The following is a 23,110-nucleotide window of genomic DNA, read 5'->3' as shown; positions in this document are numbered from 1 at the left end:
TTCGCGCCGCACTCCTTAGCTGTGCGCTCGATGTTACCGACCAGTAACAACGGGGCGTCGTGAGCCTGTATCCGACGTCGGGTTGCTTATGGTGGACGCATGACTGCACGCAATGAAGCTCAGGAATCAGCGGCCAACGCCACCCGCCCCGGCAGCGCCGCATCACTCGCGGGATGCACCATCATCATGTCCGGCGGTAGCCGCGGCATCGGACTCGCGATCGCCCTTCGGGCCGCCCGCGACGGAGCGAACGTCGCCATCATGGCCAAGACCGGCGAACCGCACCCCAAGCTCGAAGGAACTGTCCACACGGCCGCGGAGCGGATCGAGGCAGCGGGCGGCAAGGCGCTGGCCGTCGTCGGCGACGTCAGGAACGACGACGACGTCCGCGCCGCCGTGGACGCCACCGTCAACCGGTTCGGCGGCATCGACATCGTGGTCAACAACGCCTCGGCCATCGACCTGTCCGTCACCGCCGATGTGGACATGAAGAAGTACGACCTCATGGCGGACATCAACGTGCGCGGCACGTTCATGCTGAGCAAGTTCGCCCTCGACGCACTCAAGCAGTCGCCGAACCCCCACATCCTCACGCTCTCCCCGCCGTTGAACCTCGACCCGGTGTGGGCCGGCAGGCACCTCGCGTACACCATGGCGAAATACGGCATGAGCCTGACAACCCTGGGCCTCGCGGAAGAACTGAAGGGCGACGGCGTCGCCGTGAACTCGCTGTGGCCCGCCACCCTGATCGACACCGCCGCCATCCGCAACATGCCCGGCGGTACCCGCATGGTGCAGGCCGCCAGGAGCGCGGAGATCGTCGCCGACGCCGCGCACGCCGTCCTCGTCCGCGCGGCCAGGAGCTGCACCGGCAACTTCTACACCGACGAGCAGGTGCTGCGCGAGGAAGGCGTCACGGACCTCACCGGCTACAGTCTGGGAGCCCGCGAGGACGAGCTGGTCCCCGACATCTTCCTCTGAGTCCGGTTTCTCCGGGCCCGTGCTCCGGTCGCGTGGGTACCCGGCCGGATAGGATCAATGGCATGTCCTCCCGCTACTCAAATCTCGAGCGCCCGGGCCTCGACCTCGGTGCCCTGAGGACAGCCCTGTGCATGCCCGCCGGGCCGTTCGCCCGCCTCGACATCGTGGACAGGACCGGCTCCACCAACACCGACCTCGTGGAACATGCCGAACGCGAGGGCACTGGCTGGCCCGATCTCAGCGTCCTCGGCGCCGAGGTGCAGACGGCCGGGCGCGGTCGGCTGGATCGCAGCTGGGTGGCGCCCGAACGCTCGTCCCTCTTCGTCAGTGTGCTCCTGCGACCCTTCAATCGCCACGGACGGCCCGTGCCCACGACCGCCTACTCCTGGTTCTCCCTCCTGGCCGCACTGGCGCTCGCCGAGAGCGTGGAGGACCGCACGGAGATCTCTCCCCAGCTCAAGTGGCCCAACGACGTGATCGTGGACGGCCGCAAGCTCGCAGGGGTGCTGGCCCAGTTCGTTCCCGGCGCCGGCGCGGAGCCGCCCGCCGTCGTCGTCGGAATCGGACTGAACGTCAGCCTGACCGATGACGAACTGCCCGTGCCGACCGCCACGAGCCTGCTGCTCGAGTATGCCGGGACGACCGACCGGAACATCCTGCTCAAGTCCTTCCTCCGCACCTTCGCCGACCACTACCGTGCTTTCTGCGATGTCGACGGCGACGCCGGCGCCGCGTGGGACAGCGGACCGTCCCTCCTCCGCCGGATCGAGGAGCGCATGGCGACCCTGGGCCAGGACGTCCGTGCGGAACTGCCGGGCGGGTCCCTGACCGGCAGGGCGCTGAGCCTCGATGCGCAGGGCGCACTCGTCATCCGCGACGACGACGGCGAGCGCCATACCGTCTCGGCCGGCGACGTCGTACACCTGCGCCCCCAGGCCTAGCCATGCGGGTCAGGCTGCTGCCGGGGGAGCGCGTGATCGTGCGTACGCGGGCCAATCCGCTGCCGCTCGTCGGACCGATGATCGCGGGCTTCCTGCTGCTCGCCCTTGGAGGCTTCGGGCTGGGCTTCCTCTCCCGGGCCGATCTGCCGGGTCTCGGGGAGTGGCAGCCCGTCCTCCTGCTGGTGGTGCTCGCGGCGGTGGTCTTCCTGCTGGCGCGCATCGTCGCGCGTCCGCTGGTCCACTGGGCGGGCAACCGCTACGTCCTCACGAGCATGCGCCTCATCCACCGGTCCGGCACCGCACGGCGATCGGAGCACCAGATCAATCTCTCGGCCATCTCGCAGCTGCAGACGGACCAGACCCTGATGCAGCGGCTGGTCGGCAGCGGGACGATCGTGGCGGATCTCGGGTACGACCGCGCCCACACCTACCGTGACATCCCACGCATGGCAACCTTCAAGGAGTACGTGGTGCAGGCGATCAGCGACCTCCCGCTGACCCGCATGTTCGATGGTGTAGACATGGAAATTGATCCGCAGTACGCCCGAGGGGCGACGGCGGGAGCCCAGCAGCGCTGGCCCCGCCACGAGGTGCGGCCCGAGCAGGAATGGAGGAGTGAGCAGCCGTGATCTCCGAGGACCGCCGCGCATCCGTCCCGACCGACACGACCGCAGGCCAGGACGCGTCCGCTGCCGCGACGGGCGCCACCGCTCAGGACGACGACGCCCCCGATGCCGCGGCGTCGACGGCGTCCAAAGCGGTGTGGCAGCTCCAGCCGGACATGGCGGCGGACGCAGCGGGGGACGACGCCGAGGGCGGCGCCCTGCACCACGGAGCCGGACCCGGCCCGATCGAGCTGAACCGCGAAACCATCCGCCGGCTCGAACGGGAACTGCTCGGGGCGGAGCGGACGCTGAAGCGCCGCGACATCGCCGTCGGGGCGGGGGTCTCCCTGCTGTCGGCACGCAAGCTGTGGCGGGCCATGGGCTTCCCGAACATCGGCGACGACGACATCGCGTTCACCGAGAAGGACCTCGAGGCACTCATCACCATCATCGAGATGGTGCGGCAGGAGCAGCTCACCGAGGACGCCGCCATCTCGATCACCCGGGCCGTGGGCCAGATGACCGACCGCATGGTGGTGTGGCAGATCGAGGCGATCGTCGAGGAGATGGTGGCCCAGCGCGGCCTCTCCGACGCCGACGCCAGGAAGACCCTCGTCTCCGAACTGCCGGACCTCATCGAGCCGCTCGAGAAGACCCTCGTGTACGCCTGGCGCCGGCAGATGAACGCGGGCGTGCAGCGGCTCGCCCTCCGAGCGGAATCCGGTCTCGCCTCCAGCGAGGCAGGGCGTGGCGGCGACGAGCAGGATGCGCCGCTGCCGCTCGCACGCGCCGTCGGCTTCGCCGACCTCGTCTCCTACACGAGCCTCTCCCGCCAGATGAACGAGCGCACCCTCGCGCAACTGGTGCAGCGCTTCGAGAACAAGAGCGCGGAGATCATCTCCGTGGGCGGCGGCCGTCTCGTGAAGACCATCGGTGACGAGGTGCTCTACATCGCCGAATCACCGGAGGCGGGAGCAGAGATCTCGCTCGCCCTCGCCAAGGCGTTCACGGAGGACGAGTTCCTTCCCTCGGCACGGTGTTCCCTCGTATGGGGTCGGGTGCTCTCGCGGCTCGGCGACATCTACGGGCCGACCGTCAATCTCGCCGCCCGGCTCACCGCGCTGGCAGAACCCGGCGAGGTACTGGTGGACGGGGTCACCGCAGCAACACTGGACTCCAACGAGAAGTTCGTCCTCACACCCCACGAATCACGCCAGGTGCGGGGATTCGGCGAGGTACGGCCCGTGACGCTCGCGCGCGGCACCGGAACAGGAATAGTCCTCGACTGACGGGCGCGTGCCCGGCGTCCGTGCCGCCGCAAGGGCCGGACCGAACTCGCAGGTCCCCGCGCTCGGCCGGCCAGAGGGCAGAATGGGGACATGACAGACACCCGTGCCTGCCCCGCCGCGTCCGGCCCCGGTCCCGAGTTCCTCGGACCGGACTCCCACCGGGAGCTGCCATGAGCGAGCCGCGGGCGCACGGCGCACACGCCGTCGACCTCAGGTCGGAGGCCGGTGAGCCGACTGCATCGACCGGCCAGGACGCTGCCACCGGAACCTCCGATGCCACCCGGCCTGCGAGCCGTCCGGCGCCGGGGCTCGACCTCGAGCTGGCCGTCGGATTCGGGACGGACCGGGGCCTGCGACGCGAGTTGAACGAGGACTCCTTCATCGCCATGCAACCCGTGTTCGCCGTCGCCGACGGCATGGGTGGGCATGAGGCCGGTGAAGTGGCCAGCAGCATCTGCGTCCGCACGCTGGGGGCCAGTGGCATCATCGGTACGCGCACGCCGCCGTTCACCGCCGGCGACCTCGAGGAGCTCATCCGTGAGGCGGACCAGCGCATCCGCAGCGAGGCCGATGGTCATGCAGGCACCACGCTCACCGGCGTCGTGCTCGTCGAGGAGTCCGGCGCGCCCCACTGGCTGTTCTTCAATGTCGGGGATTCCCGGACGTACCGGCTCAGTAACGGCACCTTCGGACAGATCTCGGTGGACCACTCCGAGGTGCAGGAGCTCGTGGACACGGGGCGCATCACCGAGGAGCAGGCCCGTACACATCCGCGACGGCATGTCGTGACGCGAGCGCTCGGCACGGGCGACGACGCCGAGGCGGACTTCTGGCTCATGCCCGTCGAGGAGGGCGACCGCCTTCTGCTCTGCTCCGACGGACTGAGCGGTGAGATCACCGACGAGGGCATCTGCACCATCCTCAGTACGGTCGAGGATCCGCAGGAGGCCTCGGACGAGCTCATCGCGGCTGCCCTCCGATCCGGGGCGCGCGACAACGTCACCGTGATCGTCGTCGATGCCACGGCAGCTCCCGACCAGGATGCCGACAGAGCTGCCGACCGGCATGCCGACCGGGCTGCGGTGCCTCGCGCCGGGCTTTTCGCAGCCGACGGCGGAAGCTGACGTGGCGGTAGGAGCATGAGCGTCGATTCCGCAACGACCCCGACCACGCGCCCGAGAGCGACAGTCGGCGTCCGGACACTCGATGCCCGTCCCCGGTGCACGCCCACGCCGGCAGCCAAGGAGCCCGCGCCGGCAGCCAAGGAGATGGTGTCGTGCGTGTGAGTGTCGCAGTGCCCCGACTCATGGAACCCGACGGCGCTGACTCTGCCGAACAGTGGTTCGACGCCGCAGCGCACACGCCCGTGACCACCTTCCTCGAGCAGTGTGGACTGCCGCTGCACTTCGTGGACGGCACCGGGCTGTGGGCCGTCACACTCGGCGAGTCCGCTCGCGTCGAGGCCGTCGTGCGCCAGGCCCCCGCTCCGGACGGACGGGGTTCCGTCCCGGAGGTGCTGTACGCCGTGGACCGCGCGCTGGACCACTTCACGGCGGACGACGGCGCCGTCCACGTGGTGTTCAGGTCCGTGCCGGGGCCGCTGGCGGAGGTGGTGGAGAGCGCGAAGACCGGTCGTTTCTGGACAAGGCCGCGCACCGAGGGCGAGGTGGGGAACGATCGGGTGGCCCACGCCGTCGCGCAGTTCGCGGAGCGACCCGACCAGCGGACCATGATCGAGGTGCTCCGTGCCTGCCTGACGGGCGAGCTGCTGCTCGACGTGACCGGATCCGACGCGGCCTCGCCCGTCCTGCGTGGATTCGTCGGAGCGAACGGCCTGACGGCGCTGGGTGTGTTCACGGCTCAGGCGGACCTCGCACGATTCGTCGCCGGTCAGCCGGACGCCGCGGGGGAGCCGCAGTCCCTGGCGATGCCGGGTGCCTCGGCGTTGCAGACCGCGCTGAAGGACACGGGAGCGGACTGGGTCTATGTGAATCCGGCGGGTCCTACCTGTGCGCTGGCGCGCCCCGATCTCGAGTTCGCCCTGCAGGGTCCGCCCAATCATGCCCTCCGGGAGGCGATCCTGCGCCAGGGATCGCAGCAGGAGCTGTTCACGGCGATGCTGGGTGACTCACGCGTGTTCCTCGGCGAGGTCGAGCGTGATGGGAGGAAGCAGCCGATCACCGTGAGCGGGGGCGGAGCCGGTTCGACCGTGACGCAGCTGGCCGTCTTCACCTCTGCGGCCGAGGTCGCGGCCCATGATCCTGCCGCAGCGGTACGAGCGTTCACGCCTGGTCGGGTGGCGCAGCTGGTGTTCGATCAGCGGCTGGGTGGGATGCTGATCGACCCGGCTGGCCCGTCGGCGTCCGTCGGATCCTTCCAGATCTGGCATCTCCTCGGCACTCCATCCCTCGAGAGAGGCTGAGGGCCGGCCGGTAGCCCGGCACAGGAGGGTAGGGCAAGATGGGAAAGTGACCCCAGAACCTGACAGCGCGCCGGGAGAGACCCCCACCGCAGAGCAGCCCGCACCTCCCAGCGACCAGCTCCGCGAGGAGTACGCGCAGCTCGCCGAGGCGATCCGTGCGCACCGCATCGCCTATTACCAGGACGCGGCCCCCACGGTCTCCGACGCCGAGTTCGACGCCCTGTTCCGGCGACTGGAGGAACTCGAGGCTCTCCACCCGGAGCTCGTGTCCAACGACTCGCCGACCCAGGAGGTGGGCGGCGAGGTCTCCTCCGCGTTCACGCCCGTGGACCACCTCGCCCGCATGTACAGTCTCGAGGACGTCTTCTCCCTCGACGAGCTGAAGGTCTGGCTGGACCGCGCCGCGGCCGGCGTGGAGCAGCGCAACCCCGGTGCGGCCATCGAGTGGCTCACCGAACTGAAGATCGACGGCCTCGCGGTCAACCTCCTCTACCGCAACGGCGAGCTCGTCCGCGCCGCGACCCGCGGCGACGGCGTCACCGGCGAGGACATCACGCACAACGTCCTCACCATCTCATCGGTCCCGAAGCACCTTGCCGGTAGCGACCACCCCGAGGAGGTGGAGATCCGCGGCGAGGTGTTCTTCCCGACGAAGGAGTTCGGCCAGCTCAACGAGCGCATGGTGGCAGCGGGCAAGGCTCCCTTCGCCAATCCGCGCAACGCAGCGGCCGGTTCGCTCCGGCAGAAGGATCCGGCCATGACGGCCGAACGTCCACTGGACATGTACGTGCACGGCATCGGTGCCAGAACGGGTCTGTCCGCCGAGACCCAGTCCGGGACCTACGAGCTCCTGAAGGAATGGGGGCTGCCGACGTCGCCGTACTACAGGGTGCTGAAGGACCAGGACGAGGTCGTCGCGTTCATCGAGCACTACGGCGACCATCGCCACGACCTCCTGCACGAGATCGACGGCATCGTGGTGAAGGTGGACAGTTTCGCGCTCCAGCGCGCCCTCGGCCACACCTCCCGGGTACCCCGCTGGTCGGTGGCGTACAAGTACCCGCCGGAGGAGGTGAACACCAGGCTGCTGGACATCCTCGTCAACGTCGGCCGCACCGGTCGCGTGACACCGTTCGGCCTCATGGAGCCCGTCAAGGTCGCGGGGTCCACCGTCGGCATGGCCACCCTGCACAACCAGGAGGTCGTGAAGGCCAAGGGCGTCATGATCGGTGACATCGTGGTGCTGCGGAAGGCCGGCGACGTCATTCCGGAGATCGTGGGCCCGGTGATGGCCCTGCGGGATCCCGTCTCTGTGCGGGCGTTCGTCATGCCCACGGAGTGCCCGTCCTGCGGAACCCCCCTCCAGCCGGCCAAGGAGGGCGACGTCGACATCCGCTGCCCCAACGCCCGCTCCTGCCCGTCGCAGCTGCGTGAGCGCGTCTTCCACCTCGCGGGTCGCGGGGCCTTCGACATCGAGGCCCTCGGCTGGGAGGCAGCCATCGCGCTGACGCAGCCCGCCGAGCCCGAGCTGCCGCCGATCACCACCGAAGCCGACATCTTCGACCTCACGCCCGAGAAGCTCGCCGACGTGCGGATCGAGCGTGACAAGAAGGTCAAGGGCGTGGTGACGGACCGCGAACTCGTCCCGTACTTCTACTCGAAGGGCACGGCGAAGAAAGCGTCCGAGCCGAGCGCCACCACCCGCAAGCTCTTCACCGAGCTCGAGAAGGCCAAGAACCAACCGCTCTGGCGCGTCCTCGTCGCGCTGTCCATCCGGCATGTCGGCCCGACGGCGTCCCGCGCCCTCGCCACGGCCTTCGGGTCCATGGACCGGATCCGTGCCGCGAGCGAGGAGGAACTCGCGAACGTCGACGGCGTGGGCCCCACGATCGCAGCAGCCCTCACCGAGTGGTTCGCCGAGGAGTGGCACCGCGAGATCGTGGAGCGGTGGGCCGCGGCGGGTGTGCGCATGGAGGACGAGATCGACGCGAACACGCCCCGGACGCTCGAGGGCCTCACCGTCGTCGTCACCGGATCGCTCGAGCGGTACAACCGCGACGAAGCCAAGGAAGCCATCATCACGCGAGGCGGCAAGGCTGCCGGCTCGGTCTCCAAGAACACCAGTTATGTGGTGGCCGGCGAGAACGCGGGCACCAAGCTGGAGAAGGCGGAGACGCTCGGCGTGACAGTGCTGGACGAGGACGGCTTCGTCCAGCTGCTTGAGCTGGGCCCGGCCGGCGTCACAGGCGCAGATACCGGTACAAGCACAGATACAGGCACAGGTACCGGCACAGGCACAGCCCCAGATACCGCGACCACGGTGACGACGTGACGATGGTGACGACGTGACGACGCGGCCGGCGGAGCCGCTGCTCGAGCCGGGCTCCATCCAGTCCCTCCTGCACCTCGCCCGGCAGGCTGCCGCTGCGGGAGCCGCGGTTCTCGGGCACCGCGGCTCTGCGGCCGTCGATGCGAGCAGCAAGAGCTCGGACAGCGACTGGGTGACGGCGTTCGACCTCGCGGCTGAGCGAGCCGTCCGTGGGGTCATCGCCGATTCACGGCCACACGACGTCATCACGGGCGAGGAACTGGGCACCACGGTTCCGGCGGGGCCGTCCACGGGCGCCGACCGGGTCCGCTGGTCCATCGATCCGCTCGACGGCACCACCAACTTCATCCGCGGGATCCTCTACTACGCCACCTCGGTGGCCGTGGCCGACGCCGCCGGTACCTGGCTCGCCGGCGTCGTGCACGCCCCTGCCCTCCGCCGGGTGTACTGGGCGTCGCGCGGCGGCGGCGCCTGGCTGAGCGACGACGGTTCGGTGCGGCGCCTCTCCGGCCCTGACGCGGACCGTGGCCGCTTGCTCGCCACCGGCTTCTCCTACGACCCCGCGACGCGCTCGGAGCAGGTGGGCGAGCTCGGAGGCCTCCTCTCCGGGTTCGGCGACCTGCGCCGGCTCGGATCAGCCGCGCTGGACCTCTGCCTCGTGGCGGACGGCACGCTCGACGCCTTCGTGGAACGCGGCCTGAACGAGCACGACCTAGCGGCCGGAGCACTGATCGCCGAGGAAGCCGGGGTGGCCGTTCGTCGCCCGGATCTCACGCCCATGCTCGACGGCGGTCCGGGCGAAGCCGAACGCCTCGCTGCCGTCACGGTGGCCGGGCCCGCCGAGCTGGTCGCCGCCGTCACAAGTACCTCCGCCCGCTCCATCGACGGGCCGTCATGACCGCGCCGTCGTGGCAGAAGATCTTCTCGACGCTCGCCGGTGAACGGTCCCGCGAGCTGTACGCTCGGGCCGTCCTCGGGCAGCCACTCGACGCGACACCGAAGGAGGTGCAGCGTCTCACCGATGCGGGTCTCCTCACGGCGGACGGCGAGGTCGACGGGCGCCTGTTCACCGCCGTCCTCGCGGCCGCGGCCCCCGGGACACCGAAGGGCGTGGACCGGTTCTTCCGGGACGGGAGGATCGACGGCCTGCCGCGCGCGGGCCAGGACCGGGCCGATCTGCTCGCGCACCTCGCCGACCGGCTGCTGCCCGCCGGGGAGGAGATCAGCGAGCCCGAGGTCAATCGCCTCCTCGGGACCGTCACCCGTGACGTCCCCACCCTGCGCCGCGCACTCGTGGACTCCGGCCTCGTGGAGCGGTACCCGGACGGGACCGGCTACCGACGTGTGATCGAGGCGTCCTGAGGGGTGCCGGGTTGCCGGCTGCCGATCGGCGGCGGCCATGGCGTGGTGGGGAGCACTGCACCCGCGCGATCAGGCGCGTGGCGAACGGCACCGGGTTCCGCTCCAGCCCTGTGGTTCCGTCCCGAGTGCCGCGGCCGGCCTGCGGCGAATGCCCTGGTTCCCGCGGCGCAGGTCAGGTGGTGGGACCCGCCCCCTCGTCGCTGCTGTACCCGGACTTCGCCAGGCGACGGAGGCCGCCTCGAGGGGGTACGGCGACCGGCACGGGCCAGCGGGGCTGAAGATCGTCGCCGAGCGTCACACCACGGATCTTCCTGTGCACCAGGGGGACGATCCAGTCGTTGACCCAGCGGCGCTGCGCGCGTTCCCACTGCAGGAGGGACCGCGGCGGAGGAGGCTGCCGGTCCAGCAGCTTCATGGAGTGCTCGACCCCGAGGATGCCGAGGACCCGGGACGCCAGGTACTTGTGTCCGGCCTTGGACATGTGCAGACGGTCCGGCGCCCACAGCCGCGCGTCGCGATACGCCTCGAAGCGCCAATAGTCCACCAGGACGGCGTCGTACCGGGCGGCGATGCCGCGGACGCCCTCGTTGTAGACATGGTTCCGTCTCCGGAAGACCCGCAGCGCCGGGGTGACCTCGATGTCGTACCCCGTGAAGAGGAGGAGGGTGGCGCCCGTGGACGAGAGCGCAGCGACCATCTCCTCGTACTGCCGGAGCACCTCCGTGATGTTCGTCCTGGCGTCGAGGACGTCGTTGCCGCCGGCATAGAGGGTGACCAGGGTGGGCTTCATGGCCAGGGCCGGCTCCAGTTGTTCGGCCGCGATCTGCCTCAGGCGTTTGCTGCGAATCGCCAGATTCGCGTACTCCCACCCGGAGCGGTCCTTCGCCAGCGTGTCCGCGACGCGGTCGGCCCAGCCGCGCACACCATTCGGAAGGTGCTTGTGAGGATCCCCCACGCCTTCGGTGAAGGAATCTCCGAGTGCCACGTAGCGGCCCGCCGGGAGGGTCATGTCCGCATCAGACCGCCGCAGCGGCGCTCGCGGTGCCCGCCGCTCGTCGGCCGGAGTGCCGGCCGGCTGCGAGCAGCGCCGCAAGACCCGGCTCGAAGAAGGGCACCCTGCCGCCGGACAGCTGGTGGACCTTGTCCTGGTCCGTGTCGACCGCGGTGACCACATGCCCCAGCGAGGACAGCGCGGCCGCGTCCACGGCCCCGAGGTAGCCGCAACCGATAACAGACATCTTCATGGTGTCTCCCGTGATCGCAGGCGAAGCAGGGCGTGGTCGGACATCGTTTCTTCGTAGTGCTGGATCAGTGACTCGCAGAGCACGGGCCCTGTCCGTCCCTGCACGCTGGCGAAGGCAGCCTGCGCGAAGGCGGCACGCTTGGCGTCGTCACCCACGAGGTCGACGACACGGCTGCGCAGCTGCGCCAGGTCTCCCGGTCGGTACAGCCACCCTGTCCTCGATGAATCCACGAGGTCGAGCGGGCCACCCCGCCCCGTGGCCACGACCGGAACCCCCGATGCCATGGCCTCCTGGATGGTCTGGCAGAAGGTCTCGAGCTCACCTGGATGGATGAAGAGGTCCAGGCTGGCGACGGCGACAGCCAAGTCCTCCCCGCCGAGGAAGCCGGTGAAGTGGGCGCCGGGCAGGGCGGACTCGAGCGCCGGCCGAAGCGGCCCATCACCGATGATGACCAGGCGGGTGTTGTCGATGCCGTCGAGAACCCGCAGGTCATGGACCTGTTTCTCGGTAGCCAGGCGGCCGACGTAGCCGAGCAGCTGCACACCATCGGGGGCGATCCCGGCCCGGAAGGCGCGACTCCGCCTGCCGGGATGGAACCGGGAGGTGTCCACTCCGCGTCGCCACAGCCTGATGTTGGGGATGCCGCGCGCCTCCAGTTGACGGACGGCCGATGTCGAGGGTGCGAGGGTGCGGTCCGCGCTGCAGTGGATGTGCTCGACCCGCTGCCAGGCCCAGCCCTCCAGCAGGGGCAGCCCGTACCGTGCCAGGTATCCCGGGACGTCGGTCTGGTAGACCGCCACGACGGGAAGGCCGAGGTCGGCGGCCGCGCGCGATGCGCGCCAGCCGAGTTCGAACGGGGAGGCGAGGTGGACGATGTCGGGTGCGAAGTCGGCGAGGATGCGTCGCACCCTGGCGACCCCACCGACGGCCAACCGAACGCTGCTGTAGCCGGCCAGGGGAACCGATGTCAGCCGTTCCACGCGAATGGCGTGATCCAGTCCGGACTCCTCCGTGTGCGGGCTGGACGGCGCAATCACCAGCACGTCGTCCCCGCGGTCGGTGAAATGGTCGAGCATCCTCTGAATCGAATGGGTGACCCCGTTCACGGTGGGCAGGAACGTCTCGGCGACGATTGCGATCCTCACCCCCTCACCGTTCCACGCTGTATTGATCATCGGACGGCCGGGAGGCATCGGGTGATCGACGAGTCGGTGAACCGCGGGCATCGGAGCCCTCCGGAATCGTTGCGGGTGCAGGGCGGGTGCATCGAAGCAGGGTCCTGACCGGGACGCCGTCGACCCGGCCCGCGTGACAAAATGAACCGGTGATCACAGCACCATCCGGCAACGCCGTCTCCGACGCCCGCCTCACCATCCGCCCCGTCCGCACGGAGGACTACGACGACGTCCGTCGTATCACCCGCGACGCCTACCTCGAGGCCGGCTACTTCGCGGACGAGGCCCATCCCTACGTCGCGGTGCTCTCCGACATCGAGCACCGTGCCCAGCACGCCGAGGTGTGGGTGGCCGAGCGCGGCGGCGCCGTCGTCGGGTCCGTGGCCCTGACCTTCGCCGGCCAGCGGTACACGGACATCGCCGTCGAGGGTGAACTGGAGTTCCGGATGCTCGCCGTGGACCCTGCCATCCAGCGTGCCGGCGTCGGCCGCACGATGGTCGAACGGATCGTCGAGCATGCCCGCACGCTGCCGGGGATCGAGGCCGTCAGCCTGACCAGCGGCTCCGACATGGTCCGCGCCCACCGCCTCTACGAGTCCATGGGCTTCATCCGCGTCCCCGAGCGGGACTGGGAGGTCCCCAACGAGGACATCCTCCTGTGGGTCTTCCGGCTGCCCCTGTAACGCTCCACGACCCGCCGTCGTCCGTTGTGCCGCCCGGCCCCGCGTCTCTTCTCCACCCGTCCGTGGGGTGCCGGGCGCGCCGCGCGACAGCACTAGACTGGACGCAGAAACCCACCTCCGACTTCCAGGGGAGATCCATGGCTGAGATCAACCGGGACGACGTCGCGCACCTCGCGAAGCTCGCCCACATCGACATGACCGACGAGGAGCTCGACCGCATGGCCGGGGAACTCGCCGTGATCGTCGACTCCATCAAGACCGTGAGCGAGGTGGCGGGCGACGACGTCCCCGCGACCAGCCACCCGATCCCGCTGAGCAACGTGTTCCGTGAGGATGTCGTGGGGGACACCCTCAGCAACGAGGAGGCGCTGCTCGGCGCACCCGACAACGCCGACGGACGCTTCAAGGTCCCCGCGATCCTGGACGGGGAGTAACCCATGGCAGATCTGATCCACCTCTCCGCCGACGCCCTCGCGCAGAAGCTCGCCGCGAAGGAGGTCTCCGCCGTCGAGGCGACGCAGGCCTACCTCGACCGCATCGACGCCGTCGACGGCGCCATCAACGCCTTTCTCCACGTCAACACGGAGGAGGCGCTCCTCGTCGCGGCCGAGGTGGACAAGGCCCGGGCCGACGGCGATGCCCTGCACCCGCTGGCCGGCGTCCCGATCGCGGTGAAGGACCTCATCGTGACGCGAGGTCAGCCCACCACGGCCGGCTCGAAGATCCTCGAGGGGTGGCAGAGCCCCTACGACGCGACCGTGGTGAAGAAGCTCCGAGCTGCGAAGATGCCCATCCTCGGCAAGACGAACCTCGACGAGTTCGCCATGGGCTCCTCGACCGAGCACTCCGCGTACGGGCCCACCCGCAACCCGTGGGACCTGGACCGCATCCCCGGTGGATCCGGTGGTGGCTCCGCCGCCGCCGTCGCCGCCTTCGAGGCGCCCCTGGCCCTCGGCACCGACACCGGTGGCTCGATCCGCCAGCCCGGCGCCGTCACCGGGACCGTCGGCGTGAAGCCCACCTACGGCGGCGTCTCCCGCTACGGGGCCATCGCCATGGCATCGTCGCTCGACCAGATCGGTCCCGTGTCCCGCACCGTCCTCGACAGTGCCCTGCTGCACGAGGTCATCGGCGGACACGATCCCCACGATTCGACGTCGCTCACCGATCCCGTCGGCGCGCTCGTCGAGGCCGCCCGCCTGGGCCAGGTCGAGGGCATGCGCATCGGCGTCATCAAGGAACTGCAGGGCGAGGGCTACCAGGCCGGCGTCCTCACGCGCTTCCACGAGTCGCTCGACCTGCTGCGCTCCGCCGGTGCCGAGATCGTCGAGGTCTCCTGCCCCAACTTCCGCTACGCACTCGAGGCGTACTACCTCATCATGCCGTCCGAGGCCTCCAGCAACCTGGCCAAGTACGACGGCGTCCGCTTCGGCCTGCGCGTGGTGCCCGACGGCGCCCCGACCATCGAGCGCGTCATGGGCGCCACCCGCGCTGCCGGCTTCGGCGACGAGGTGAAGCGGCGCATCATCCTCGGCACCTACGCGCTGAGCGCCGGCTACTACGACGCCTACTACGGGTCGGCGCAGAAGGTCCGCACGCTCATCCAGCGGGACTTCGCCGCCGCGTTCGAGCAGGCCGACGTGCTCATCTCGCCGACGGCGCCGACCACGGCGTTCAAGCTGGGGGAGAAGCTCGACGATCCGCTGGCCATGTACCTGAACGACGTCGCCACCATCCCTGCGAACATGGCCGGCGTCCCCGGGCTGTCACTGCCCGGTGGACTCGCGGACGAGGACGGGCTCCCCGTGGGCATCCAGCTCCTCGCGCCGGCGCGGCAGGACGCTCGGCTCTACCGCGTGGGCGCCGTGCTCGAATCATTGCTCGAAGAGAGCTGGGGCGGGCCGCTGCTGGCCAAGGCTCCGGCCATTCCAGGGATTGCAGGTGGAAAGTAATGACTGCTGGTACCGATGAGGTCCTCTCCTTCGACGAGGCCATGGAGAAGTACGACCCGGTGCTCGGGTTCGAGGTCCACGTGGAGCTCAACACGAAGACCAAGATGTTCTCCTCCGCGCCGAACGCCTTCGGCGACGTCCCCAACACCAACGTGACTCCGGTGGACCTCGGCCTGCCCGGCGTCCTGCCCGTGGTCAACGGGGTGGCCGTGGAATCCGCCATCAAGATCGGGCTCGCGCTGAACTGCAGCATCGCCGAGAAGTGCTACTTCGCCCGGAAGAACTACTTCTACCCGGACACCCCGAAGAACTTCCAGACCTCCCAGTTCGAGGACCCGATCGCCCACGACGGGTTCCTCGACATCGAGCTCACCGACGGCACGGTGTTCAGGGTGGAGATCGAGCGCGCCCACATGGAGGAGGACGCCGGCAAGCTGACCCACATGGGCGGATCCACGGGCCGCATCCAGGGTGCCGAGTTCTCCCTCGTGGACTACAACCGCGCGGGCGTGCCGCTGATCGAGATCGTCACCAAGCCGATCGAGGGGGCCGGGTCGCGCGCCCCGGAACTCGCGAAGGCCTACGTCGCGGCGATCCGCGAGATCGTCAAGAACCTCGGTGTCTCCGATGCCCGCATGGAACGCGGCAACGTGCGCTGCGATGCGAACGTCTCCCTCCGCCCGCATGGACGTGAGACGTTCGGCACCCGTACCGAGACGAAGAACGTGAACTCGCTGCGTGCCGTCGAGCACGCCGTCCGGTACGAGATCCAGCGCCACGCCGCCGTCCTCGACACCGGGACGCCGATCCTCCAGGAGACGCGGCACTGGCACGAGGACACCCGGTCCACGACGTCGGGACGCCCCAAGTCCGACGCCGACGACTACCGCTACTTCCCCGAGCCGGACCTCGTGCCCGTCGTCACGAACGAGGCGTGGATCGAGAAGCTCCGCGCCGAACTCCCCGAGCCGCCCGCCGAGCGACGCAAGCGCCTGCAGGCCGACTGGGGCTACTCCGACGCCGAGTTCCGCGACGTCGTCAACGCGGGCGTCATGTCCTCGATCGAGGACACCATCGCTGCCGGCGTCAGCGCCGCCGTCGCCCGCAAGTGGTGGATGGGCGAGATCTCCCGCCGCGCCAAGCTGGCCGACGTCGAGCCCGCCGAGCTGGGTGTCAGCCCCGAACTGATCGTCGAACTCAACGCGCTCATCGAGTCGGGGAAGATCAACGACAAGCTCTCCCGCGACGTGCTCGACGGCGTCCTCGCCGGGGAGGGTACGCCCGCCGAGGTGGTCGAGAAGCGCGGCCTGGCCGTGGTCTCCGACGACGGACCGCTGCTCGAGGCGATCGACGGCGCCCTTGCGGCCCAGCCCGACGTCGCGGACAAGATCCGGGGCGGCAAGGTGCAGGCCGTCGGCGCGATCGTGGGCGGTGTCATGAAGGCCACCCGCGGGCAGGCCGACGCCGGACGCGTGCGCGAACTCATCCTGGAGCGCCTCGGCGTCGAGGGCTAGCTTTCGGCTCAGGTGCGGCTCGGGCCGCCGGGCCCGCGCTGTCCGCCCGGCTCGGCGCGTCAGACCCGGTGTGAAGGTACACCGGGTCTGACGCGTTGCCGCGGCTTTGGCTCCAGGAGGTTTTGATGGCGGTGATGCCCGAGGCGGAGGTCACGGTCGAGCCGGGGCTGGTCGTCGCGCTGCTGCGCGCGCAGGCGCCGGACCTGGCGCACCTGCCCGTGCGTCTCGCGGGCGGTGGATGGGACAACACGCTCTTCCGGTTGGGAAAGGACCTCGTGGTGCGCCTGCCCAGGCGCAAAATCGCCGAGCCCCTGATGGTCGCCGAGCAGCAGTGGCTGCCCGGTCTTGCAGCTGACCTGTCCGTACCGACGTCGGCACCGGTTCGGATCGGCCAGCCGGGTTCGACCTATCCGTGGCATTGGTCCGTGAGCCGGTGGATCGACGGCATCAGCGGAGTCTCCGTACCCCGGCGGGATCGCGCATCCGCAGCCGTCCCGCTCGCACGGTTCCTCGCAGAGTTCCATCGCCCTGCCCCGGCCGACGCCCCGGTCAGTCCCGTTGGCCGCGGTGGCCCGCTCGAGGCACGCGACGACGTCGTGCGTGCGCGGCTCGCGGTACTGGGCACGCCGGCCTCGCCGCGCCTGCTCGAGGTGTGGGAGCATTCGGTTGCAGCTCCGGCATTCGCGGACCCGCCCCTGTGGCTGCACGGCGATCTGCATGCGGCGAACACCGTGCTGGGCCCGGACGGAGGCTTGGCCGGCGTCGTCGACTTCGGCGACCTGTGCGCCGGTGACCCTGCAACCGACCTCGCGGCGGCGTGGCTGCACTTCGACGCATCCGGCCGGTCGGCCTTCCGGGCAGAGGTGGAGCGCCATCGGCCGACGGACGCGGCGACCTGGGACCGTGCCCGAGGCTGGGCCGTGAGCATGGGCAGTGCGCTGGCGGCGTCGTCGGACGATGCACCGGCGATGCTCGAGCTCGGGCGCGGGATCCTGGCGGAAGTCCTCCGCGACTGACCCCGGCCCCGGCAGCCCGGCTCGGCGGGTCAGAGCCGCGGGGGCGGTCCACCGGCCCTGGCAGCCCGGCTCGGCGGGTCAGAGCCGCAGGGGCGGTCCACCGGCCCTGGCAGCCCGCCGCGGCTCTGCGTCCGCACGGCGCTGATAGTGTTGTTGCGGGCAGATCCCGCCCAGCACTCGTCCCGCTCGGAACACCCGGCCCACCCCGCCGGGGACCTCAGCGGCATGGAAGGACTGTCCAGTGAAGGCGCTGTACACAACCGGAGCCCCCGGCTTCGAGCTCGTCGACCGTCCCGAACCCGAAGCAGGGTTCGGCGAGGTCAAGATCCGCGTCATCACGACCGGCATCTGCGGGACGGACCTCCACATCGAGAGCTGGGACGCCTGGGCGCAGGGCATGATCTCGGCGCCGCTCATCCCCGGCCACGAGTTCTACGGCGAGGTCGTCGCGCTCGGCGAGGGCATCCGCGACGTCCGCATCGGAGACCGTGTCTCCGGCGAGGGCCATATCGTCTGCGGTATCTGCCGCAACTGCCGCGCAGGTCGCCGCCAGATGTGCATCCGCACCTCGAGCGTCGGCGTGCAGCGCGACGGCGCGTTCGCCGAGTTCGTCGTCGTCCCCGAGACCAACGTCTGGGTGCACGACGCGACCATCACCCCCGAACTCGGCGCCGTCTTCGACCCCTTCGGCAACGCCGTGCACACCGCGCTGAGCTTCCCGCTCGTCGGCGAGGACGTCCTCATCACCGGCGCCGGACCGATCGGCCTCATGGCGGTCGCGGTCGCCCGCCACGCCGGGGCGCGGAAGATCGCGATCACCGATGTCTCCGCCCCGCGACTGGAGCTCGCGCGCGGCGTCGGCGCTGACCTCGCCATCGACGTCAGCCGCACGCGCGTCGCAGATGCCCAGCGCGAACTCGGCATGAAGGAGGGCTTCGACATCGGGATGGAGATGTCCGGGTACGCCACCGCCCTGCCCGAGATGATCGACAACATGAACCACGGCGGCCGGATAGCGATGCTGGGTCTGCCGTCCGGCCCCATCTCGATCGACTGGGGCAAGGTGGTCACGCACATGCTCACCCTCAAGGGCATCTACGGCCGCGAGATGTTCGAGACCTGGTATGCGATGAGCGCCATGCTGCAGTCCAACGCGACGCTGCGCGAGGCCGTCTCCTCGGTGGTCACCGATTGCCTGCCCGCCGGCGAATGGCAGCAGGGTTTCAGAACAGCGCGCGACGGCGCGAGCGGCAAAGTGGTCCTCGACTGGACCACCTTCTAGGGAGGCAGGAACACCATGTACTCAGCAGTCCGCGACCAGCTCGCCGGAGAGCTCGACGAGATTCGCCACGCAGGCCTCTTCAAGCACGAGCGCCGGATCTCCTCCCCGCAATCCAGCTCCATCACGGCCGGGGCGCTCGACGCCGCGGATGCGAGGGTGCTCAATTTCTGCGCGAACAACTACCTGGGCCTCGCCGACCACCCGGACATCATCGCCTCCGCGAAGACCGCGCTCGACGAGCGTGGCTTCGGCATGGCGTCCGTCCGCTTCATCTGCGGCACCCAGGACCTCCACCTGGAGCTCGAGGCCCGGGTCTCGCAGTTCCTCGGCACCGAGGACACCATCCTGTTCTCCTCCTGCTTCGACGCGAACGGCGGGGTCTTCGAGTCCCTGCTCGGCGCGGAGGACGCCGTGATCTCCGATTCCCTCAACCACGCGTCGATCATCGACGGCATCCGGCTCTCCAAGGCCCAGCGCTTCCGCTACGCGAATCGCGATCTGGCCGATCTCGAGACGAAGCTCCAGGAGGCTGCCGGTGCCCGACGCCGCCTGATCGTCACGGACGGGGTCTTCTCCATGGACGGCTACCTCGCACCGCTCGAGGCGATCTGCGACCTCGCCGAGCGCTACGACGCGATGGTCATGGTGGACGACTCCCATGCCGTCGGCTTCATGGGCCCGACGGGCGCAGGAACCCCCGAGCACGCCGGTGTGGCGCACCGCGTCGACATCTTCACCGGCACCTTCGGCAAGGCGCTCGGAGGCGCGTCCGGCGGGTACGTCGCGGCCCGCGCCGAGATCGTCGCCCTCCTGCGCCAGCGCGCCCGCCCGTATCTCTTCTCCAACTCACTCGCGCCGTCCATCGTCGCCGCGACTCTCACCGCACTGGATCTCGTGCAGAACAGCGGGGAGCTCCGCGAGACCCTCACCGCGAATGCGGCACTCTTCCGGCGCCGGATGAGCGAGGAGGGCTTCGAGCTGCTCGACGGCGAACACGCGATCATCCCGGTGATGTTCGGTGACGCGGTGCTCGCCGCGCGCACCGCCGATGCCATGCTCACGCACGGTGTCTTCGTCACGGCGTTCAGCTACCCCGTGGTGCCGAAGGGTGCCGCGCGCATCCGGGTGCAGCTCTCCGCGGCCCACACGGACGAGGACATCGAGGCGTGCGTCCAGGCGTTCATCGCGGCACGATCCGACGTCGCGGCCGCAGCGGACGAGACGGCGGACGCCGCGAAACACACGGCGGACACAGCGGGCGCAGCGGACGACTCGGCGGACGCCGGTGCTCCCGGTGCCCACGTGGGTCGCGCCTAGTCCTCCTCCACAGGCTCCGGCGCGGGCCGCGGCTGGGGGACCGTGCACCTAGGATGACGGCATGAGCTCCCTCGAGTGCGACGTCCTGATTATCGGGGGCGGGATCGCCGGCCTCTCCCTCGCATCGGCGCTCGCGCCGTTCTCCAACGTGGTCCTCGTCGAGTCCGAGGGCTCGCTCGGCTACCACACGTCGTCGCGCTCCGCCCGCCAGCTCATCCCCAGCTACGGGCCCGAGCCCGTGCTTGATCTCACCCGCCGCACGCTCGCCCTGCTCGACGGCGTCCAGTCCTCCACCGGCCTGCCGCTCACCGTCCCGAGATCCTTCCTGCTGATCGGTTCGGACGCCGACGTCGACGCGAAGGCCAGTGCGTCCATGCGCCGCATCAGCCCTGCGGAGGCCCTCGCACTGTGTCCGCAGCTCCGCCCCGAGGCGTTCGACGCCGCGGCCATCGACACGGAGTGTGTCGGGACGGACACCGACCTGCTTTTGGACTACCACCGCCGCCGCGCGAGCGACGACGGCGTCATCATCCTGACGGCTGCACCCGTGACGTCAGCGCGGTACGACGGCGCGGGCTGGAGTGTCCGCGCCGGCTACCGCCTCATCACGGCGGAGGTCGTCGTGAACGCCGCCGGTGCCTGGGCCGACGGGGTCGCCGATCTGTGCGGCGTCGCACCCCAGGGGCTCGTGCCGTTCCGGCGGACGGCGGCGATCGTGAGCGCCACCCACGCGCCGCCCGTCGGGACGCCCATGGTGGCCGCTGCCGACGACTCCTTCTACTACCGGCCGGATCGGGAGGGTGTCCTCATCTCGCCCTGCGAGGTGGAGCGCGCCGAGCCGGGCGATGCCCAGCCGCATCCGGGAGACGTCGAGCGACTGATCGAGCACCTGGCGACCGTGGCGGATCTCGGCGTCACCGGCATCACGCGCGCCTGGACCGGTCTGCGCACGGAACGTGCCTCCGGCCTGCCCGTCGTGGGATTCGACGCCGGCCACCCGGGGTTCTTCTGGCTCGCGGGGCAGGGCGGGTACGGGTTCCAGACGTCATCGGGCATGGCCGAACTCGCGACCGTCCTGCTCACGGGTGCGGACCCCGAGGATCTCGGCGCAGACTCCGTCCGGATCCAGGCCGCGGCGCAGGCTCTCCGGGCGTCGTGACGAGGCGGCGGGGAGCACCCCGGCGCGCCCCGGCGACGCCCTCGGCGAACGGACGCCCGACCAGGCCGCCCGCGTCGGGAGACGGGGGTGCGCAGGTCTAGGATGAGCGCATGAACGTCATCGAAACACGCCTTCCCGGCATCGGAGTGCGGCGCGAGATCGTCACGGGCTCCGGTCGAAGGGTGGGAATCGTCGCGCAGCGCGACGGTGATCTGGACCTCATCATCTCGAAGGCCGGCGACCCCGATGCCTGTGTCGCCTCGATCCCGCTGACGCCGGACGAGGCAGCCACCATCGGCAACCTCCTCGGCTCCCGGCAGCTCGTCGCCCAGCTCACGGAGGAACACCGGGACCTGCCGGGGGTCTCCACCCGCCAGTTCATGATCGAGCGGGGTTCCCCCTTCGACGGGCACCGGCTCGCCGACACGCGGATGCGCTCGCGCTCCGGAGCGTCCCTCGTGGCCGTCCTGCGCGCGGGCCAGGTCCAGGCGTCGCCGACGCCCGACTTCACCCTCGCCTCCGGCGACCTGCTGGTGGTGGTGGGCACGTCCGAGGGCCTCGACGCCGCAGCGGACATCCTGCGCAACGGCTGAGCCGCCCGTGCACACAACCGCCCTGACCCTGATCGAACTCGGCGCCATCCTCCTGTTCCTCGGTGTCCTCGGGCGGCTCGCCGGGCGGATCGGTCTCTCGCCGATTCCGTTGTACCTGATCGGGGGGCTGTTCTTCGGCCAGGGCGGTTTCATCGAACTCCAGGGCGTGATCGAGTTCAGCGAGGTGGCCAGCGAGATCGGCGTGGTCCTGCTCCTGCTGATGCTCGGCCTCGAGTACACCGCGAAGGAACTCGTGACCGGCCTTCGCCAGTCATGGCTCGCGGGGATCGTCGACTTCGTGCTCAATTTCACGCCCGGCGCCCTCGTCGCGGTGATCCTGGGCTGGGGACCGGTCGCCGCCCTGGTGATGGGCGGCGTGACCTATATCTCCTCGTCGGGCATCGCCGCGAAGGTGATCAGCGACCTCGGGAGGCTCGGCAACCGTGAGACCCCCGCTGTGCTCGCGATCCTCGTGTTCGAGGACCTCGCGATGGCCGTCTACCTGCCCGTGCTGACAGCCGTGCTGGCGGGCCTCAGCTTCGCCGGTGGACTCGGTACGGTCGGCATCTCCCTGCTCGTGGTGACACTCGTCCTCGTGATCGCGCTCCGCTGGGGCAACGTCGTGTCGGCCGTCGTCGACAGCTCCGACCGCGAGGTGTTCCTCCTGACGCTGATCGGCGCTGCGCTCCTCGTCGCCGGGCTTGCGTCCGCGCTTCAGGTCTCCGCCGCCGTCGGGGCGTTTCTCCTCGGCATCGCCATCTCGGGAGCGACGGCCGAGAACGCCGCCCGGGTCCTCGAGCCGCTGCGGGATCTGTTCGCAGCGATCTTCTTCGTGGTCTTCGGTCTCAACACCGATCCCATGTCGATCCCGCCCGTGCTCGGCTTCGCCCTGCTCCTCGCGCTCGTCACCGCGGTGACGAAGATCGCGACCGGCTGGTGGGCTGCCGGGCGGCAGGGCATCGGGCGGCTCGGCCGGGCACGTGCCGGGACCGCGCTGGTGGCCCGTGGCGAGTTCTCGATCGTCATCGCGGGTCTCGCGGTCGCGTCGGGGGCCGTGGTCGCCGACCTCGCGGCGCTCGCCACCACCTACGTGCTGCTCATGGCCGTGCTGGGTCCTGTGCTCGCCCGCGTCGCCGAGCCGGCCATGGGGCTGGTCGACCGCCTGGCAGGACGACGCCGGGAGGGGGGCACCCTCCGCCTCCCGCGGGCGGACGGTGCCTCACCCGAAGGCCTGTAGGGGCGTCCT

General features: G+C 70.1%; 22 protein-coding genes. 19 read left to right on the top strand and 3 right to left on the bottom strand.

From position 1 onward, the window contains the following. Nucleotides 1-99 precede the first annotated feature (99 nt). The 9 genes from FJV46_RS00870 (at nucleotide 100) to FJV46_RS00830 (ending at nucleotide 9,929) form a co-directional block, all read left to right on the top strand. Nucleotides 100-981, top strand: a complete 882-nt coding sequence (locus FJV46_RS00870) for an SDR family oxidoreductase (RefSeq protein WP_087030843.1) — start codon at nucleotides 100-102, stop codon at nucleotides 979-981. A 62-nt stretch (nucleotides 982-1,043) separates the two neighbouring features. Then, the gene (locus tag FJV46_RS00865) at nucleotides 1,044-1,922 is read left to right on the top strand and encodes a biotin--[acetyl-CoA-carboxylase] ligase (protein ID WP_087030840.1); all 879 of its coding nucleotides are present in this window, start codon (nucleotides 1,044-1,046) and stop codon (nucleotides 1,920-1,922) included. 2 nt (nucleotides 1,923-1,924) lie between these two features. After that, nucleotides 1,925-2,551: a PH domain-containing protein gene (locus FJV46_RS00860; RefSeq protein ID WP_087030838.1), complete on the top strand. Its 627-nt coding sequence runs from the start codon at nucleotides 1,925-1,927 to the stop codon at nucleotides 2,549-2,551. Beyond that, nucleotides 2,548-3,816: an adenylate/guanylate cyclase domain-containing protein gene (locus FJV46_RS00855; protein ID WP_232008607.1), complete on the top strand. Its 1,269-nt coding sequence runs from the start codon at nucleotides 2,548-2,550 to the stop codon at nucleotides 3,814-3,816. The genes FJV46_RS00860 and FJV46_RS00855 overlap by 4 nt, the downstream gene beginning before the upstream one ends. A 170-nt stretch (nucleotides 3,817-3,986) precedes the next feature. Continuing rightward, on the top strand, nucleotides 3,987-4,940 hold the full coding sequence (locus tag FJV46_RS00850) for a PP2C family protein-serine/threonine phosphatase (protein WP_087030835.1): 954 nt from the start codon (nucleotides 3,987-3,989) through the stop codon (nucleotides 4,938-4,940). Between the two features lie 158 nt (nucleotides 4,941-5,098). Continuing rightward, nucleotides 5,099-6,238, top strand: a complete 1,140-nt coding sequence (locus tag FJV46_RS00845) for an SseB family protein (protein WP_140995566.1) — start codon at nucleotides 5,099-5,101, stop codon at nucleotides 6,236-6,238. Between the two features lie 46 nt (nucleotides 6,239-6,284). Then, nucleotides 6,285-8,570 (top strand): NAD-dependent DNA ligase LigA, encoded by a 2,286-nt coding sequence (gene ligA, locus FJV46_RS00840; protein WP_087030830.1) that lies wholly within the window; start codon nucleotides 6,285-6,287, stop codon nucleotides 8,568-8,570. Nucleotides 8,571-8,583: 13 nt separating this feature from the next. Continuing rightward, complete coding sequence (locus FJV46_RS00835; RefSeq protein WP_232008608.1) at nucleotides 8,584-9,465, top strand: inositol monophosphatase family protein; 882 nt, start codon at nucleotides 8,584-8,586, stop codon at nucleotides 9,463-9,465. After that, on the top strand, nucleotides 9,462-9,929 hold the full coding sequence (locus FJV46_RS00830; protein WP_087030827.1) for a DUF2087 domain-containing protein: 468 nt from the start codon (nucleotides 9,462-9,464) through the stop codon (nucleotides 9,927-9,929). Before FJV46_RS00835 ends, FJV46_RS00830 begins: the two co-directional genes overlap by 4 nt. 172 nt (nucleotides 9,930-10,101) lie before the next feature. Here the strand turns inward: FJV46_RS00830 and FJV46_RS00825 are convergent, their stop codons facing one another. From FJV46_RS00825 to FJV46_RS00815, 3 genes are read right to left on the bottom strand one after another with little or no spacing between them, the layout of a single operon-like run. Beyond that, nucleotides 10,102-10,938 carry an SGNH/GDSL hydrolase family protein gene (locus tag FJV46_RS00825; RefSeq protein WP_087030825.1) on the bottom strand — a complete coding sequence of 279 codons (837 nt, stop codon included), beginning with the start codon at nucleotides 10,936-10,938 and terminating at the stop codon, nucleotides 10,102-10,104. A gap of 7 nt (nucleotides 10,939-10,945) precedes the next feature. Beyond that, nucleotides 10,946-11,173, bottom strand: a complete 228-nt coding sequence (locus tag FJV46_RS00820; RefSeq protein WP_087030822.1) for a hypothetical protein — start codon at nucleotides 11,171-11,173, stop codon at nucleotides 10,946-10,948. Next, on the bottom strand, nucleotides 11,170-12,318 hold the full coding sequence (locus FJV46_RS00815; RefSeq protein WP_087031857.1) for a glycosyltransferase family 4 protein: 1,149 nt from the start codon (nucleotides 12,316-12,318) through the stop codon (nucleotides 11,170-11,172). Before FJV46_RS00815 ends, FJV46_RS00820 begins: the two co-directional genes overlap by 4 nt. 179 nt (nucleotides 12,319-12,497) lie before the next feature. Between FJV46_RS00815 and FJV46_RS00810 the strand changes: the two genes are divergently transcribed. The 10 genes from FJV46_RS00810 (at nucleotide 12,498) to FJV46_RS00765 (ending at nucleotide 23,101) form a co-directional block, all read left to right on the top strand. Next, the gene (locus tag FJV46_RS00810) at nucleotides 12,498-13,031 is read left to right on the top strand and encodes a GNAT family N-acetyltransferase (protein WP_370684700.1); all 534 of its coding nucleotides are present in this window, start codon (nucleotides 12,498-12,500) and stop codon (nucleotides 13,029-13,031) included. A gap of 137 nt (nucleotides 13,032-13,168) precedes the next feature. Continuing rightward, nucleotides 13,169-13,465, top strand: a complete 297-nt coding sequence (gene gatC, locus FJV46_RS00805) for an Asp-tRNA(Asn)/Glu-tRNA(Gln) amidotransferase subunit GatC (protein ID WP_087030819.1) — start codon at nucleotides 13,169-13,171, stop codon at nucleotides 13,463-13,465. A 3-nt stretch (nucleotides 13,466-13,468) separates the two neighbouring features. After that, nucleotides 13,469-14,983: an Asp-tRNA(Asn)/Glu-tRNA(Gln) amidotransferase subunit GatA gene (gene gatA, locus FJV46_RS00800; protein ID WP_087030817.1), complete on the top strand. Its 1,515-nt coding sequence runs from the start codon at nucleotides 13,469-13,471 to the stop codon at nucleotides 14,981-14,983. Further along, the gene (gene gatB, locus FJV46_RS00795; protein ID WP_087030814.1) at nucleotides 14,983-16,497 is read left to right on the top strand and encodes an Asp-tRNA(Asn)/Glu-tRNA(Gln) amidotransferase subunit GatB; all 1,515 of its coding nucleotides are present in this window, start codon (nucleotides 14,983-14,985) and stop codon (nucleotides 16,495-16,497) included. Before gatA ends, gatB begins: the two co-directional genes overlap by 1 nt. Before the next feature lie 125 nt (nucleotides 16,498-16,622). Continuing rightward, entirely contained in the window at nucleotides 16,623-17,513 is an 891-nt protein-coding gene (locus FJV46_RS00790) for an aminoglycoside phosphotransferase family protein (protein WP_087030811.1), read from the top strand. 241 nt (nucleotides 17,514-17,754) lie between these two features. Continuing rightward, nucleotides 17,755-18,795, top strand: a complete 1,041-nt coding sequence (gene tdh / locus FJV46_RS00785) for an L-threonine 3-dehydrogenase (protein ID WP_087030808.1) — start codon at nucleotides 17,755-17,757, stop codon at nucleotides 18,793-18,795. 15 nt (nucleotides 18,796-18,810) lie between these two features. After that, nucleotides 18,811-20,112, top strand: a complete 1,302-nt coding sequence (locus tag FJV46_RS00780; protein ID WP_087030805.1) for a glycine C-acetyltransferase — start codon at nucleotides 18,811-18,813, stop codon at nucleotides 20,110-20,112. Between the two features lie 61 nt (nucleotides 20,113-20,173). Next, on the top strand, nucleotides 20,174-21,271 hold the full coding sequence (locus FJV46_RS00775; protein WP_087030802.1) for an NAD(P)/FAD-dependent oxidoreductase: 1,098 nt from the start codon (nucleotides 20,174-20,176) through the stop codon (nucleotides 21,269-21,271). A gap of 110 nt (nucleotides 21,272-21,381) precedes the next feature. After that, nucleotides 21,382-21,864: a cation:proton antiporter regulatory subunit gene (locus tag FJV46_RS00770; protein ID WP_087030799.1), complete on the top strand. Its 483-nt coding sequence runs from the start codon at nucleotides 21,382-21,384 to the stop codon at nucleotides 21,862-21,864. Between the two features lie 7 nt (nucleotides 21,865-21,871). Then, complete coding sequence (locus FJV46_RS00765) at nucleotides 21,872-23,101, top strand: cation:proton antiporter (protein ID WP_087030796.1); 1,230 nt, start codon at nucleotides 21,872-21,874, stop codon at nucleotides 23,099-23,101. Nucleotides 23,102-23,110: the final 9 nt, after the last annotated feature.

The organism is Arthrobacter agilis (assembly GCF_006494655.1).
GTDB classification, from domain to species: domain Bacteria; phylum Actinomycetota; class Actinomycetes; order Actinomycetales; family Micrococcaceae; genus Arthrobacter_D; species Arthrobacter_D agilis.
This window is presented reverse-complemented; position numbering and strand designations above follow the sequence as displayed.

Bases quoted from the DNA above. Each gene is read 5' to 3' on its own strand.
- FJV46_RS00830 (WP_087030827.1), top strand. From the start codon at position 9,462: ATGACCGCGCCGTCGTGGCAGAAGATCTTCTCGACGCTCGCCGGTGAA.
- FJV46_RS00825 (WP_087030825.1), bottom strand. From the start codon at position 10,938: ATGACCCTCCCGGCGGGCCGCTACGTGGCACTCGGAGATTCCTTCACC.
- FJV46_RS00770 (WP_087030799.1), top strand. From the start codon at position 21,382: ATGAACGTCATCGAAACACGCCTTCCCGGCATCGGAGTGCGGCGCGAG.
- FJV46_RS00850 (WP_087030835.1), top strand. From the start codon at position 3,987: ATGAGCGAGCCGCGGGCGCACGGCGCACACGCCGTCGACCTCAGGTCG.
- FJV46_RS00775 (WP_087030802.1), top strand. From the start codon at position 20,174: ATGAGCTCCCTCGAGTGCGACGTCCTGATTATCGGGGGCGGGATCGCC.
- FJV46_RS00820 (WP_087030822.1), bottom strand. From the start codon at position 11,173: ATGAAGATGTCTGTTATCGGTTGCGGCTACCTCGGGGCCGTGGACGCG.
- FJV46_RS00865 (WP_087030840.1), top strand. From the start codon at position 1,044: ATGTCCTCCCGCTACTCAAATCTCGAGCGCCCGGGCCTCGACCTCGGT.
- FJV46_RS00780 (WP_087030805.1), top strand. From the start codon at position 18,811: ATGTACTCAGCAGTCCGCGACCAGCTCGCCGGAGAGCTCGACGAGATT.
- gatB (WP_087030814.1), top strand. From the start codon at position 14,983: ATGACTGCTGGTACCGATGAGGTCCTCTCCTTCGACGAGGCCATGGAG.
- FJV46_RS00860 (WP_087030838.1), top strand. From the start codon at position 1,925: ATGCGGGTCAGGCTGCTGCCGGGGGAGCGCGTGATCGTGCGTACGCGG.
- gatC (WP_087030819.1), top strand. From the start codon at position 13,169: ATGGCTGAGATCAACCGGGACGACGTCGCGCACCTCGCGAAGCTCGCC.
- gatA (WP_087030817.1), top strand. From the start codon at position 13,469: ATGGCAGATCTGATCCACCTCTCCGCCGACGCCCTCGCGCAGAAGCTC.
- FJV46_RS00870 (WP_087030843.1), top strand. From the start codon at position 100: ATGACTGCACGCAATGAAGCTCAGGAATCAGCGGCCAACGCCACCCGC.
- FJV46_RS00790 (WP_087030811.1), top strand. From the start codon at position 16,623: ATGGCGGTGATGCCCGAGGCGGAGGTCACGGTCGAGCCGGGGCTGGTC.